At 32.9% G+C, this 15939-nt stretch carries 13 protein-coding genes; 11 read left to right on the top strand and 2 right to left on the bottom strand.

Going from position 1 to position 15939, the window contains the following annotated elements; genetic code table 11:
* Positions 1 to 74 precede the first annotated feature (74 nt).
* The 9 genes from H0Z29_05425 (at position 75) to H0Z29_05385 (ending at position 13131) form a co-directional block, all read left to right on the top strand.
* Positions 75 to 1910, top strand: coding sequence for a hypothetical protein (locus H0Z29_05425; GenBank protein ID MBO8130944.1), 1836 nt, complete (start codon positions 75 to 77; stop codon positions 1908 to 1910).
* Positions 1897 to 3120, top strand: a complete 1224-nt coding sequence (locus tag H0Z29_05420; GenBank protein ID MBO8130943.1) for an AGE family epimerase/isomerase — start codon at positions 1897 to 1899, stop codon at positions 3118 to 3120. The genes H0Z29_05425 and H0Z29_05420 overlap by 14 nt, the downstream gene beginning before the upstream one ends.
* On the top strand, positions 3102 to 4301 hold the full coding sequence (locus H0Z29_05415) for a glycosidase (protein MBO8130942.1): 1200 nt from the start codon (positions 3102 to 3104) through the stop codon (positions 4299 to 4301). Before H0Z29_05420 ends, H0Z29_05415 begins: the two co-directional genes overlap by 19 nt.
* Before the next feature lie 327 nt (positions 4302 to 4628).
* Positions 4629 to 7142, top strand: coding sequence for a glycoside hydrolase family 3 C-terminal domain-containing protein (locus H0Z29_05410; protein ID MBO8130941.1), 2514 nt, complete (start codon positions 4629 to 4631; stop codon positions 7140 to 7142).
* A gap of 10 nt (positions 7143 to 7152) precedes the next feature.
* On the top strand, positions 7153 to 7995 hold the full coding sequence (locus tag H0Z29_05405) for an MBL fold metallo-hydrolase (protein ID MBO8130940.1): 843 nt from the start codon (positions 7153 to 7155) through the stop codon (positions 7993 to 7995).
* A 17-nt stretch (positions 7996 to 8012) separates the two neighbouring features.
* Positions 8013 to 9179: an esterase gene (locus H0Z29_05400; GenBank protein ID MBO8130939.1), complete on the top strand. Its 1167-nt coding sequence runs from the start codon at positions 8013 to 8015 to the stop codon at positions 9177 to 9179.
* A gap of 10 nt (positions 9180 to 9189) precedes the next feature.
* Entirely contained in the window at positions 9190 to 9807 is a 618-nt protein-coding gene (locus H0Z29_05395) for a class I SAM-dependent methyltransferase (protein MBO8130938.1), read from the top strand.
* Positions 9808 to 10734: 927 nt separating this feature from the next.
* Positions 10735 to 11487, top strand: coding sequence for a glycosyltransferase family 2 protein (locus tag H0Z29_05390; protein ID MBO8130937.1), 753 nt, complete (start codon positions 10735 to 10737; stop codon positions 11485 to 11487).
* Between the two features lie 3 nt (positions 11488 to 11490).
* Positions 11491 to 13131: a glycosyltransferase family 39 protein gene (locus tag H0Z29_05385; GenBank protein MBO8130936.1), complete on the top strand. Its 1641-nt coding sequence runs from the start codon at positions 11491 to 11493 to the stop codon at positions 13129 to 13131.
* A gap of 196 nt (positions 13132 to 13327) precedes the next feature.
* On the opposite strand, the gene H0Z29_05380 is transcribed toward H0Z29_05385, so the two are convergent.
* Positions 13328 to 14356, bottom strand: a complete 1029-nt coding sequence (locus tag H0Z29_05380) for a phosphoribosylaminoimidazolesuccinocarboxamide synthase (GenBank protein ID MBO8130935.1) — start codon at positions 14354 to 14356, stop codon at positions 13328 to 13330.
* Complete coding sequence (gene purE, locus H0Z29_05375; protein MBO8130934.1) at positions 14349 to 14819, bottom strand: 5-(carboxyamino)imidazole ribonucleotide mutase; 471 nt, start codon at positions 14817 to 14819, stop codon at positions 14349 to 14351. The genes H0Z29_05380 and purE overlap by 8 nt, the downstream gene beginning before the upstream one ends.
* Positions 14820 to 15030: 211 nt before the next feature.
* Between purE and H0Z29_05370 the strand changes: the two genes are divergently transcribed.
* Positions 15031 to 15393, top strand: a complete 363-nt coding sequence (locus H0Z29_05370; protein ID MBO8130933.1) for a hypothetical protein — start codon at positions 15031 to 15033, stop codon at positions 15391 to 15393.
* Between the two features lie 64 nt (positions 15394 to 15457).
* Positions 15458 to 15799: a hypothetical protein gene (locus H0Z29_05365; GenBank protein ID MBO8130932.1), complete on the top strand. Its 342-nt coding sequence runs from the start codon at positions 15458 to 15460 to the stop codon at positions 15797 to 15799.
* Positions 15800 to 15939 lie beyond the last annotated feature (140 nt).

Here is a 15939-nt window from a genome sequence, read left to right as displayed (position 1 = left end):
TTAGTTCGAAATATTTCGTTTTTTTACGAAAATATTTGAAATGTTAGTTCGGTAATGCTCAGAATTGTTTAGTAATGTTATTTAAAAAATATGTGATTCTATCGTTATCTTTAATTTTATTTTATTATAAGCTATATGCTGAGGAAAGTGTATTTGATGATTTCATTTATGTAAAAGATGGTAAGCTCTATGATGGTAAAAGAGAGTTTCGTTTTGTCTCATTTAATATTCCAAATTTACTAATGATTGAAGACAATATGCAGATTGATAATCCCAATGCCTGGAGATTGCCAAATTTTTATGAGATTAAGGATGCTTTATCGACAATTAGATTGATGGGAGGGAATGTAGCGCGTACCTATGCAATTACAGTAAGAAGAAATGTAGATTTAAAAAATACTCCTAAGCATGTTGTTGGTCCGGGGATTTTTAATGAAGAAGCATTTCTGGTTCTTGACACTGTCCTGGCAATAGCCAACGAGGTTGGAGTAAGATTGATCATTCCTTTTGTTGATAACTGGAAATGGATGGGTGGGAAGGAAGATTATACGAGGTTTAGAGGTAAGAGAGGGGATGAATTCTGGACTGATCCTGAAATAAAAGCAGATTTTAAAAGGACTATAGGATTTATTTTAAATAGAAAAAATACAATTACTGGAACGATCTACAAAGAGGATAAAGCGATTTTGGCGTGGGAACTGGCAAATGAAATCTGGAATGCACCAATTGAGTGGATTGAGGAAATGGCAAGTTTTGTAAAGTCTATAGATTCTAACCATCTTGTGAATGATGGCAGGCAGACATTTTTTATAAAAGATGATGTAATAAACAGTCCGTATATCGACATTTTGTCAACACATCATTATGAACCAAATCCAATTGATATGATAGATCACATTAGAAATAATGTGAAATTGATAAATGGGAGAAAACCATATTATATTGGTGAATTTGGATTTGTTAGTACCTCAGCAATAAAATTATTAATGGATTATTTGTCGGATAATAAAAACGTTTCTGGTTCGTTGTTATGGAGTTTGAGATTCCATAATAGGGACGGTGGATTTTACTGGCATAGTGAACCAGGCGGAGGAGGCTTGTATAAAGCTTATCACTGGCCAGGTTTCCACTCGGGCAATTTATATAATGAAATTGGTATATTAAATACTTTTGCAAAATATATGATCTCTATAAATGGTTTGGATGAGGGTGTTAAAAGTCGACCTAATAAACCAAAACTATTGCATTTTGATCATCCCGCGTTTATAAACTGGCAGGGTAGTGCCGGAGCAAAATATTATGTGATAGAAAGAAGGGAGGAAAATAAAGATAACTGGGAGGTTGTGGCTTTTAATATTGATGATGCCTCAATACCTTATTACCCACAGTTTACAGATGAAACTGTTGAGGTAGGAAAATCTTACTACTATAGGATAAAAGCAATTAATCAATGGGGTGAATCGGAATATTCTAACACTGTAGGTCCCATTTGTGTAAAGTCAAAATTTCTAATTGATAATTGCGATAGTTATGGGAAGATGTTTTTTAAGTCATCGAAGGTAAAAATTGTAAGTGATGATGCGAGGAGATATAAAGAGGATTTCCATCGGTTTAGACTCGAAAAGGGAGAAGAGATTGTATATGGTTTTCCTGGTAATATTAAGAGTTTCAAGATTATTGCCTTTACAGAAAAACCTATAAAAATTCCTGTCATTTTGAGTTTATCGAAGGATGGAAAAAATTACAATAAATGTAACTTTGATATAATTGATTTTTTTGCAGGTAAACTCGATTACAAATATTGTGTGCCATATATTATATCCAATAGTTTAAACGATAGCTTTTCATTTTTATGTATTGAGGCAAGGACAGATTGCCAGATCGGGAGGGTTGAAATTGAGTATGAATAACCAGATGAGTCGACTAAAAGAGGGAGCTGAAAAGGTATTATTTGAAAATATTTTACCTTTCTGGATTGAAAAATGTTTTGATAAAGATAATAATAGATTTTACGGTGCTGTAGATAATTTTGGCAATCCTATACGGGATGCAAGAATAAGTTTGATTTTATATACGAGAATTTTATGGGCATTTTCTTATTTATATAAAATGTATAAAGAAGACAAATATCAAAATCTGGCCGATACCGCTTATAATTATTTAGTGGGAAATTTTATTGATAGAGAATATGGTGGTGCATACTGGATTTTAGATAAGTATGGTAGACCTAATGTCGAAGCAAAGAAAATATATGGGCATGCTTTTCTGATTTATGCATTAAGTGAGTACTATGAGATCAAAGGTAATGATAAACTACTGGAACTGATAAATAATTTTTATTCATTAATTGAGGAGAAATTCCTTGATGTGGCAGATAATGGTTATTTTGAAACCTTTAATCGTGACTGGTCAAAACCTGCTGAGATGCGTATAAGTGACAGGGATATGGAAGCAGAAAAGTCTATGAATTCACATCTACATATGATGGAGGCGTATACTAATCTATATAGGGTTACCAGGGCGAAGAGTGTTAAAAGTCGACTAATTAATATTTTAGAATTACTTCAAAGATATATTATTTTGCCCTCAGGACATCTTGGGTTATTTTTTGATTCGAAGTGGGATTTAAAATCCAATAATATATCATTTGGTCACGATATTGAATGCAGCTGGTTATTGACGGAAGCTATGGGAGTGCTGGGCTCTGAAGTGTATGAAAACCTGAGGAAAATTTCACTAAAACTTGCAGAAACCACTTTAAATAGTGCATTCAATGAGAGGAATTCAATTTATAGAGAACAGAGGGAAACGGGAGAGTTAGAAGATGATGTTGAGTGGTGGACACAGGCTGAGGCAGTTGTAGGCCTTATAAATGCGTATCAGTTGACAGGAGATAATAGGTATCTTGAGAAGGCTTTGCTTGCATGGGATTTCATTGAAAGTTTTTTAGTTGATTGGAATTATGGAGAGTGGTTTTATGAAGTTTCAAAGGATGGAAAGCCAAATCTCAAGAAGCTTAAAGTGGAAGAGTGGAAAGGACCTTATCACAATGTTAGGGCTTGTGTGAATATTATATTAAGAGTTGATAAAATTTTGAGGGAATGGAGGAATCCAAAGTGAGTAGGGAAGAGTTTAATAAAAGGCTAAAAGAAATTTTTAATGAATATGAAGAGATAATTACTCGAAAGAATAAAAAGAGCGAGTTCTATAACGGTATATACGATAGGTATATTTATCCTGTATTGACAAGAGATCACATACCACCATTTTGGAAATATGATTTGAACTATCAAACTAACCCGCATTTAATGGAAAGAATGGGTGTTAATTCTACGTTTAATGCGGGAGCAATTAAACTGGGTGATAAATATTATCTAATGGTGAGAGTTGAAGGAGTGGATAGAAAGTCATTCTTTGCAATAGCTGAGAGTGAAAGCGGGATCGATGGATTCAGATTTTGGGACTATCCAGTAATAATTCCCGAGTTTGATAGGCCCGATGTTAATGTTTATGATATAAGACTCACAAAGCATGAAGATGGGTGGATATATGGGGTATTCTGTACTGAGAGAAGGGATCCTGATGCTCCTGAATGGGATACTACAAAAGCAGAAGCACAAGCCGGGATACTCAGGACGAAAGACTTGAGAAACTGGGAGAGACTGCCAGATTTAAAGACGCCTTCAAAACAACAAAGAAACGCAGTATTACACCCAGAATTTATAAACGGTAAATATGCATTCTATACCAGACCTCAAGATGATTTTATAGAAGCTGGGAGAGGTGGTGGTATAGGATTCGGATTTGTAGATGATATAGAGAATCCTGTTATAAAAGAAGAAGTAATTATTGAAAGAAGAGAGTATCATACGATTAAAGAACTCAAAAATGGTGAGGGGCCACCTCCGATAAAGACTCCTGAAGGATGGTTACACCTACCTCATGGTGTAAGAAATACAGCAGCTGGTATGAGATATGTTCTCTATCTTTATGTTACATCTCTTGATGATCCGACGAAAGTAATCTATAAACCTGGTGGCTACCTGATAGCGCCGACGGATGAAGAAAGAGTAGGTGATGTGTCAAATGTAGTTTTCTGTAATGGATGGATAGCGGATGATGATGGAACTATATATATTTATTATGGTTCGAGTGATACACGCCTACATGTTGCTACTACCACTGTTGAAAAACTTCTTGATTATGCAAAAAATACGCCTCCAGACGGATTGAGATCAAATGAATGTTTAAGACAAAGGATCCAGCTAATAGAGAAAAATTTGGAATTGATGAAGGAATAAGTCGCATATAATATTATGGGAATTGGGGGTTTAAGGAAGATTCAGTAAAAAACAGGAAAGACTGGATACCAAGGTTGAGAATTTATACATTTGACCTAGGGTTGGTTATTGGTCGAATTATTATAAGTTTTGCAGAGATGCCCCAAAAATATTGTAGTTTTCCAGAACCGAAAGTAAGATAATTTGATTATTTACAATTCTTCTAAGATTGTAAAAAATATAGAGCAAATATTTAAAATTGTATTTTTATTGATACTTTTGTTTTCATTTTTTAAAATTCCATTTAGTGAGATAAAGTATTCAAGTGATAATATAAGGAGTTAAAAGATGAAATGTCGTCAGATTTGCAGATTAATAAGTATTGCTTTTTTCATTGGCTTTATAATTTTCTCTAAATCTCCGGCTGTTAATGTAGATAGTCTTTTAGATCAAATGACTCTTGAGGAAAAGATTGATATTATAGGTGGGTATGAGAATTTTAATATTCGTGGATATAAAAAGTGTGGTATTCCTGAGATACATATGGCAGATGGACCGGTCGGAGTAAGGAACTATGGGAAAGCAATTGCATTTCCAGCAAGCATTTGTCTTGCAGCATCTTGGGATAAAGAACTTGCATACAGAGTTGGAAAAGCTATTGCTATGGAGGCAAGGGCTAAAAATGTACATATTATGCTTGGACCAGGTATGAATATATACAGGATGCCGCTTTGTGGTAGAAACTTTGAATACCTTGGCGAAGATCCTTTCCTTGCTGGAAAAATAGCCGCCTCATATATAAAAGGGATGCAGGATGAAGGGGTAGTAGCCACGGCAAAACATTTTGTTGCTAATAATCAGGAATATGATAGACATAATGTTTCTTCCGATATGGATGAAAGGACTCTGCATGAAATATATTTAACAGCTTTTCGATATGCAGTAAAGGAAGGTAAAGTCGGTGCAATAATGAGTTCTTATAACCTCATTAACGGTATACACGCATCACAACATTATTATCTATTGACAGAAGTATTGAGAAATATGTGGGGATTTGATGGCATTGTAATGTCGGATTGGGTATCAACTTATGACGGTATTGAATGTGCGAAAGCTGGTCTTGATTTGGAGATGCCATCCGGTAGAATGATGAATAAAGAAACCCTGATACCGGCTATAGAACAGGGAATTATTATTGAAGATTTAATAAATACAAAAGTAAAGAGGATTCTTTCGCTATATAATCGATTTGGATTCTTTGAAAATCCTGACTTAAGCAAGGACTATTTAGTTGATAGTAGTTTTATTAGGGAGACGGCTATAGATGTAGCGAGGGGTGGTATAGTTTTATTGAAGAATGAGAAAAATTTTCTACCTGTAGATAAAAATAAAATTAGAAAAATAGCCATTATTGGACCAAATGGTAACCCTATCGTGTCTGGGGGTGGCGGTAGTTCATTTGTTCAACCTCTTCATCCTGTTTCTCTTTTCGATGCGGTAAAAAAAATTGCCGGAGATAACGTGGAGGTAGCATATGAAGTTGGTTTATTCACAAGATTGAGATGGGAAGAAGATTTATTTGAATCAGTAAATTATTACTATTATCTGAATGGTAGGAAAAACAGCGGAGTAATTGCGGAGTATTTTAGTAACATAGAACTTAAGGGAGAACCGATTGCCAGAAGAACATATAAAAAATTAAAGTTGATAAATAACGACATGTGGGATGATCCAGATATCCCTGATGAGAATTATTCAGCCAGGTATACCTGTTACTTTATACCTGCTGAATCGGGTTGGCATATTCTGGGAGTATCAGGGGATGATGGATATAGAGTTTATTTAAATGATAAAGAGGTGATCGAGAACTGGAGAGATCAGGCAGATACACCTGCTCAATATGATTGTTTCCTAGAAAAGGGGGAAGAGTATAAGATAGTTATTGAGTACTACCAGCGAGGTGGAGATGCCAGAATAAGATTTGGGATTAAAAAATCCGAGGTAGAGCATGGTCCAGAGGAATATCTCACTAAAGCCAAAAAAATTGCAGAAGATGCAGATTTCGTTATTTTGTCTGTAGGATTCAATAGAGAAACCGAAAGTGAAGGATTTGATAGAACATTTGAAATGCCTTATAAGCAAGACGAACTAATTAAAGAGATTGCAGAAGTAAATAAAAACTGTGTCGTTGTGCTGAATGCAGGTGGAAATGTCGATATGAATAATTGGATTGATAATGTAAAAGCTTTGATTATGGCATGGTATCCCGGTCAGGAAGGTAATATTGCGGTTGCTGAAGCAATATTCGGAATTATAAATCCTTCAGGGAAGTTACCTGCATCTTTTGAATATAGATTAGAGGATAATCCATGTTATAATAGTTATTTTGATGAAGATGGTGATAAAAGAGTCTATTATAAAGAGGGAATATTTGTTGGTTATCGATATTGGGATAAGAGCGATAAAAGACCGATGTTTCCATTCGGATTTGGGCTTTCTTATACTAAATTTGATTACAAAAAGATAAAAACTGATAAGAAACGGTATAAAATAGGTGAAAATGTAATTGCGAAGGTATTGGTTAAAAATATGGGGGAATGGAATGGTAAAGAGATAATTCAGCTTTACATAGCTGATAAGAAGTCCACATTGCCAAGACCAGTGAAGGAGTTGAAAGGTTTTGAAAAAGTGTTTTTAAAAAAGGGTGAAGAAAAGTGGGTAGCTTTCAGCCTTGGTAAAGATGCCTTTGCTTACTATAATCCAGATATTGATGAATGGATGGTTGAACCGGGTGAATTTGAGGTATTAGTGGGTAGTTCATCAGATGATATCAGGCTAAGGAGAAAAATAATAATGGAGTAGATTTAAAAAATTGAATAAAATAATTTTTTTATTAATAGCTTACAGTATTTGTGTTTATTCTCAGAATCTTTACGGTGTTTATGCAATAGAATTTGCTGGTACTGATGAGAAAGTATCAGCAGTTACAGTTGCGTATGGTGGGAATGAGGTGAATAGTGTTCAAACTTCTTTTTTTATATGGCTTTTAGTAGGTGAAAATGGTAAGAAAATACTTGTTGATGCAGGTTATACCAGGAGAATAGTTTCTGTTAATAAATATTATGCGAATTATATCAGACCGGATAGTGCATTATTAGAAATTGGTATAAGTCCTAACGATATTTCTGACATAATTATAACACACCCCTATTGGGATCATATAGGTGGTATAAAACTTTTCAAAAAAGCAAAATTATGGATGCAGAGAGTAGATTATTACTATTTTGTCGGTGATGCATGGCAGGCTGGTGGAAATAATTTAGTATTTATTAAAGGTAATGTTATTGAAATTTTAAAGGAAAACCTGAATGATAGACTAAATTTAATTGATGGTGATAGTCTTGAAATAATTCCCGGGATATGGGTTTTTACAGGCGAAAAACATACCTTTAAAAATCAATATGTCAGAGTATTCACTAGAATTCATACTGGTAAAATTGAATCCGTGATCATTACTTCAGATGCCTGTTGGTATTATTACAATTGGGGGAATAATCCTTCTGTAACATTGTGTTTTTGTAAAAAGGAATATGTGGAGAATTTAAGAAGAATGAAGAGGTTAGTTAATAATAGCAAGTTTATAATACCTGGCCATGATAAAAGGGTAATGGAACTGTTTGAAAAAGTATCAAAAAATATTGTGAGAATTTTGTAAAGAAAAGAGGTGTTGTTATGAGGAATTATTCAATAATTGTATTGCTTGTGCTTTGTTTTAGTATTTTGCATTTTAGTCTCATCGCTCAAAATTTCAGACGGGATATTACACCAGGCGATACTTTAAAATCTATCCAGATTTTAGAGGACAATTCTGTTATATTGAGGGTATATGCTCCAGGGGCTGAAGAGGTTTTGTTAATAGGGAGTGATATACCTGGTGTTGAATTTGCAGCAAAAATGGAAAAAAGAGATGATGGAGTGTGGGAAATAAAAGTTGGTCCAGTAACACCTGGAGCTTATAGATATGCTTTTTTAATCGATAACGTATTTACACTTGATCCAAAAAATACTTCTACTAGTGAATCAAATATGAATTTGTGGAGCTTGTTTTACGTTCAGGGCGAAAGTTTTATGGATCTAAAGGATGTACCACATGGGCAAATATCTGAGGTGTATTACTATTCTAAATCCCTAAAGAGGTTCAGGAGGATGCATGTTTATACTCCTCCTGGATATGAGAATGGAAAAGGAAGATACCCTGTGCTATACTTGTTGCATGGAGCATTTGATTGTGATGATTCATGGCCAAGTGTCGGAAGAGCCGGATTTATCCTTGATAATTTAATCGCTGAAGGTAAAACTGCCCCGATGATAGTTGTGATGCCTGCGGGGCACACAGGTCCTTTCTATTTTGGAATGCCTCCTGAGTCTTTTTCAATTAAACCTTTTATTGAAGATTTTAATAACGATATTAAACCATACATTGAAAAGCATTACCGAATAAAATTAGATAGGGTCCATACTGCCATAGCTGGACTATCGATGGGAGGATATCAGACTTTAAGTATAGCAATTCCGAATCTTGATGAATACGGTTATATTGGAGTTTTTAGCTCCGGTATATTTGGTATTACAGGAGAAGGTAGTACTTTTACAGAAGAAGGAGCAAAATTTGAAGATATAAACAGACGATTTCTGATGAACAAAAATTTAAAGAAGGGTTTAAATGTTTTCTGGTTTGCAACTGGTAAGGACGATTTTCTAATAGAAACTACAAGAGCTACAGTGGATATGTTTAAAAAATATGGCTTTAATGTTACATATGTTGAAACTGAGGGAGGCCATACCTGGATTAACTGGAGAAGGTATTTAAGAGATTTTGTTCTGTTACTTTTCAAATAGTGGGATTAAAATGGTTTCTGAAAAGAAATACCAATATAGTAGTGATTGGATCAACAAGCTCGAGTCAGAGATTCATTGGAGGCAGTACTGGTTTCAGCTTAAGTTAATAGAGAAGTATGTAAAAAAAGAGGACAGAATTCTGGAGATTGGATGTGGATCGCGGTTTATTTCAAACTATCTTATATCCAGGGGATATTCAGTAACTACTCTTGATATTGATAGAAATAAAAATCCGGATATTGTTGCTAATGTTGTAGAGTATAATTTTACTGATATTTACGATACTATACTTGCCTTCGAGATTTTTGAACATATACCTTTTGAGGATTTTAAAAATGTGATAAAAAAGATTAGTAAATCTTGCAGGAATTTTCTAATAGTTAGTGTACCATACAATGAAAAGGTAATTCTGCATTTGGAGCTTTACATTCCAAGGGTTGGTCAAAAAACAATTCATTTTGCCATAAAAAGAGGTAAAATTATTGAAAAGCATCATCATTGGGAAATAGGGTATAATGTTACTGAAAAAGAATTTTATATTTTATTTGAATCGAATAACTTCACCATTGTAGAAAAGAGGAAGAGGTGGGTTTATAATTATACGGTGTTAAAAAAATATAGATCATGAATCATTTCTCTTGTATAGCAGAACAGAAAGCTTTATGCTTGTTTTGGTAGGAATGATGGATTAACTATTAAAAAAGAGTACCATTATGGTATTTATAGAAGACAAGATAAGAGGCGGAGTTAATTCTATTAATCATGTTTGAATGGTGTCCAGACCGGGATTGTAAGGTTGTTTGCTTAAACATCAGGTCAGAGAGGGCTATAAGCCTTTACAGTTTGAGGATTAGTGTTGGAACAGAATTAGAAGGGAAATAACGCATTAATGTGTTTCTGTCTTAATATTGCAACAGGTGAGATAAAAGAAAAAACAGCAAACGGAAAAGACCTGAAAGTAATAAACAGGATTGAGAAGCTAATTTCTAAAAAACATTGCAAATGTAATATATTAAATCCATGTAAGGAATGTTATATCAATAATATAGGATGATGTATTAGAGTCAAGTCAAAGATGTTATGTAAATTCACCCTCCTTAACACCAAGCATGCAGTGTAACCGTAATGGAATGTAGTGGAATGAAGGTTACACTGCATTACAAAACTCCAGCCTCATATTTGATATTTCATCAATTTCGCTATCTCCCATATTAAAATAACATCTTCCACTTTGTAAGTACTCTCTATACTCCATACATATCATTCCTACAAACATAAAGTACGTCCCTCTGTATTAATTACTTCATAATCTCTTCGCTTCACTAAACTAACTTATACTGATTTCTTTGCTGTCCTTTTCTCCTTTCTTTGCTTTTGACGTATTTTTTCTCTTAACGTAAGGGAGGTATGTCTCTTTTTCATCTCGATTAACATTTTAAAACAAAATTATTGACACAATCAAACTTTATAATTGAAATAGTAGTTACATTATTATATATTATGATAATTAGTATTAGTTTGTTTACATAATTGGGTTATAATATTTATTTTTGATATGATAAACGGGAAAAAAATTGTAGTTATAATGCCAGCATATAATGCTGAACTTACCTTAAGGAAAACCTATAGTGAAATTCCTTTTGATGTGGTTGATGATGTAATTTTAACAGATGATGGTAGTAAAGACAATACCGTTCAAATTGCTAAAGAGTTAAATATAAAAAATATTCTAATACATGATAAAAATAAGGGATATGGGGCAAATCAAAAAACATGTTACAAGAAAGCATTAGAAATAGGTGCTGATATTATAATAATGCTTCATCCAGACTATCAATATACCCCAAAATTAATCCCTGCTATGGCACATATCATAGCAAGCGGTTTATATCCAGTTGTAATAGGCTCCAGAACTCTTGGTAAAGGAGCAATAAAAGGGGGCATGCCAAAAGTAAAGTATTTTGCAAATCGAGTTTTAACTTTTATACAAAATATTTTGCTGAACCAGAAACTATCAGAGTATCATTCAGGATATCGAGCATTTTCCTCTGAAGTCTTAAAAAATATAGACTTTGAAACAAATTCAGATGATTTCTTGTTCGATAATCAAATGCTGTGTCAAATTTTTTACATGGGTTATGAAATAGCAGAGATAACATGCCCAACTAGATATTTTAAAGAAGCCTCCTCCATAAACTTCTCCAGAAGTGTTGTTTATGCATTTGGTGTTTTATTAACCTCTATTCAATATAGATTAAGTAAATGGAGTATAATTAAACCCAAAATTTTCAGAAAGTTAAGGCACTGATTAATGTCTAATAAAAGAAAAAAGGCAAAAAAAGGCAAAATAAAAAATATCTCATACAATAAGAATAAACCTTTCTATTTTAGTAATATAAATAAATATTTTAAATTCCTCGTCCTGATTTTTGTGTTTATTGCTATCTACTCATATATTTTTGATTCAAAGTTTGATCTTAATGGAGATAACTTTGTATACTATTTCCTTGGTAAACAAATAGCAAGTGGTAAAGGATATACTGTGCCACTACAACCGGATAATCCTCCAGCAAAAAAATTTCCTCCTGGCTACCCTGTAATTATTGCTCTTGTGTTAAAGCTCTTTGGTGATAGTGTAGTATTATTAAAAGTATTAAATGGCTTATTATTTTTAGGGTCAATTTTGATAACTTTTCTATTAATCAAAGAATTAACTGGAATCCCTAATTTATCTTTTGTTATTTCTATACTTTTACTATTGAATAAATTTTTATGCCGTTTTTCTACTATCTTAATGTCTGAGATTCCTTATTTATTTTTTACACTGCTTTCCATTTTTATTTTAAATAAAGTTGTTACAGAAGAAAGACCAGAGAGGTCAAAACAGTTTTATTTAATTATAGTAACTTCAATTTTAGCATTTTATATAAGACCAGTAGGGCTTTCGTTATTAGTTTCCATCATATTATTTTTGTTATTTAAAAAGAGGCTGAAATTGGCAGTTATCGCATCAGCAGGTTTTTTATTGCTATATTTACCATGGATGATAAGAAATTTTATATTTGGAATAAAGTCCAGATATTTCAATGTTATTTTTATCTCAAACCCCTGGAGACCTGAAACAGGCAAAGTCAGTACAATAACCGATTTCCTAAACAAAATTGTTAATAATTTCAATGAAATAGCACTAAAGGGTTTTATTGATGTTATCTTTCCATTTATAAAAATAAATTACAACACCAATAGCGCTTTGGGAATATTAGCTGGCTTTATTGTCCTATTCGTAATTTTTTACGGGGCAATAAAAGTAAAAAAGATTAACCTCTTCTTATTATTCTATTTAATTACCAATTTAGGCATTTTAATCTTATGGCATGGTGGTAATGGGCCCAGATATGTGATCCCGTTAGCACCATTTATATCTTTATGCTTTTACTTTGGTATTTTTAAATTATTACAAATTGTAACTACATCAAATAAACAATTTTATTACCTACCTTTTTTGTTTCTAATTTTAGTACCGTTTATGATAAACTCACTAAAAGAGATTCGATTACAGGCAAAGAGCTCCTATCCTCCTTCATACAGGAATTATTTTTTAGCCGCTCAGTATTTAGAAAAAAACTCACCAAAAGGTGCGATTATTTGTGCAAGAAAACCTTGGATTTTATATTTCTATTGTAAAAGGTATATTTACAATTATTTATTTACGAGTGATGACAAGAAGTTGATAAAAGATCTTGTAGATAAAGATGTTGATTATGTAGTTCTGGATCAATTGGGATATAGTTCAACATATATATATCTTCTACCCGCTATAAAAAAGAATCCCACTTTATTCAAGCCAGTTCTAAGATTACAAAATCCGGATACTTATGTGTTATTATTCAATAAAAGCGGGGCAAAAAATCTTATTAATTCTAATTCACTTAATAAAAATCCTTTCCCATAAAATTATAAATATTCTATTTTCTTATAAATCTCTCGCTTACACAACTTTTATTTTATTTCTTACCCATAGAAATCAGGAATTATTTTTATATCCCATAATGATCTATATGGGACGAATAATGTTTTTGAAAAATTGATAAAAGAAGAGTAAAGAAGACTAAAAAGTATGGTAATATTTCAAAATGAAACAGTCTCAATTAGTTACAATATTTTTCAATTGTGCTCAGGTTTTTATCCAAGCTATTTGTTAGTTTGAACCATTCTTTGCCTGTTATTATATTAGTACAGTATCTATAAATATCGGCAATAGAGTTTTTTAACTCTTCTGGCAATGGTTCGGGATTGATCTTACAATGTTTTTTCCATTCTGGTCCATATTTCGATTTTGCTTCGTTTACAGCTTCATACCATGGTGTTTTCCTATAATATATTCTGGCTATCTCTTTGCTCATTGGTATTCCTTTATAAGTGAATCTGCACTCATCAAGCGTTCCAAGTACATCCACAAGCATGATCTGTCGATCTACGTTAAAACCCACTTCAATCTTCCCATCCTCATTTACAAAGCCAATTTTTTCAAATTCTTTGGTTATTAGACTGTTTATTGTGTTAGTCATTTCCTTGATTTTTTGAACTTCTTTGTCGAATAGACAGGCTAACTGAGATGCCTCTTCCCAGGTAATATATCTATCTGAGGCTTCAAGTTTTGTAGATACATCAAGGATGGGTTTATCTAGTTTTTCGCCGGGCTCAGGGTATTTGCTGAGACCTAAATCCTCTGGTTCAATTTTCCCTTCTTTTAACCGCTTAAAGACACTGCTTCCACTAGGCAAAGAGTTTCTATAAATAATCTCAAGCGGTATGAGAAAATTTCCTTTTTCATATTTGTAAATGGAATAATCATACTTGCCATCTTTATATTTAGGTTTTAATACTCTCAAGAGTTTAATTTCCATAATATTGGAAGGCGAGGTTAGTTCTTCTAATTTTAACGGCTTATTGTTTTCATTTACAATGCCGATGAAATGAGTTTGCATTCCCATATTTTCAAGTTTTTCAAAAAAATATGCTGAAAGAATGGCTATAGATTTTCCTTTATCAGGAATATGATCTGGCATTTCTCCCCAATCGAAAACTGAATACCTATCGGAGAAAATAAACTGCCCAACACCCATTTCATTTTGAGTTGGGCTTTTTTTGACTATTAAATCTTTTACGCTACCCATTTATCTCCTCGTCATCTTTTTGAATTTTTTCTTTCATTTTCCTCTGATATTCGATTACTTTCTTTTTTATATCTGAATCAGTTAAAGCCAGAATCTTAGCAGCTGCGAGGCCAGCATTCTCTGGTTCCAAAACGAGCATAGGTGCAACGCCTGATGGCATTCTTATAGAAGAGAATATATCGGCACCAGCAAACTTATCACCATAGGGAGGACAGGAAATAACAGGTTTGTCAGTTTGAGCATCTACAAACCCACTCAATGCATTACTTCTACCAGCAACAGTAATAAAGACAACGTCTTTATTTTCATATTCTTTTATTATCTCGAGGCATTTTAGAGGGGTTTTATGAGCGGAAGCAACTCTTAAGGTTGCCTTTATTCCAAATTTCTCGCATGAACTTGCTATTTTCTTAGACCATTCAATATCACTTTTTGATCCCATTAATATTATTACTTCAGACATAATACCTCCATGTTTGCTGCGGGAATTTAAAAAAATCTCAGGTAAGTTTTAAACCATAATTTGGGATTTAGTAGCAATGATAATTTTACGGTTCCTTCAATATACGATACAGCCAATTTTATGTAAAGCAATAGTTACAAAAATTCTAATATTTATTGATTTTTTTTATTTATTTTGCTTATTTAAGTCTGACATTTTTATGGTAGGGGATATGTCAGAGAACGTTGGTTCACGCGAATTGTGGAATATTCCCAAAAAGAGCCTTGATGATCTGACACCAGTAAAGCTTAGAGATTTAATTCTGGAATGTTTCTTTCATGCTCAGAAAGAAACAATTGCTTTTACCAAACAAAAACTGGGACAACAACCTGATGATGAAAGTATTAGAAGCAGTGTGTATAATATGGTGAAGATGATGTTTAAGAGATTCAATGAGGATTTTGATAATCCTACAAAAGAAGGTATTTGTAAAGTGGTTAATGAGATGGCAAAGATCTCAAAGGCATGGGGGACACCGGAGCACATAATTGAACATCACAAAAAGCAAATTTTAGATGCCTGTAAATATTTATAATTTTTTCTGAAAAAATAACAATCTTTAATCCCTGTGGTTTATTTAAAAAATAGGGGTGTATAACATGGAAATAAAAAGAAATCGACTAATAAGTTTAATTCTATTTATATTTCCAATAATCCTAATTTCATTGGTTTTAATTTTTAGAGTGGATAATGGTTATATTTATTCGCCTATTTTTATTGCTATAGCTATTGTTATGGGGTATTTGTATTACAGGAATTTACCCTTATATATTTTCAAATCAGATAATAATGGTATTTATATAAGAGGGTGCAAAACTGGTTTTTATGACAAGGATTTTATCAGTTATAACGAAATTTTCAGTATAAATAGAAATAATAATAAGATTTCGTTGAAGTTAAAAGATGGAGCAGTGACAGAAATAAAACTCCCAAAGCGTTAAGCGCAATGGCTCAATGCAGAATGCAGAATGCAAAATGCAAATTGAAAAATGCAAAATCGCCTTTTGCCAGATTTGACTTTTGCACTCAAAATGTAGACAGAAATAAATTTGACTTTTACACTTTGCAATCTTCATTTTGC

The sequence above is a fragment of the Candidatus Neomarinimicrobiota bacterium genome (genome assembly GCA_017656425.1).
GTDB lineage: Bacteria > Fidelibacterota > UBA2242 > UBA2242 > B5-G15 > JACDNV01.
Note: the sequence above shows the minus strand (reverse complement) of the source record. Positions and strands in the feature narration are given on the sequence as shown.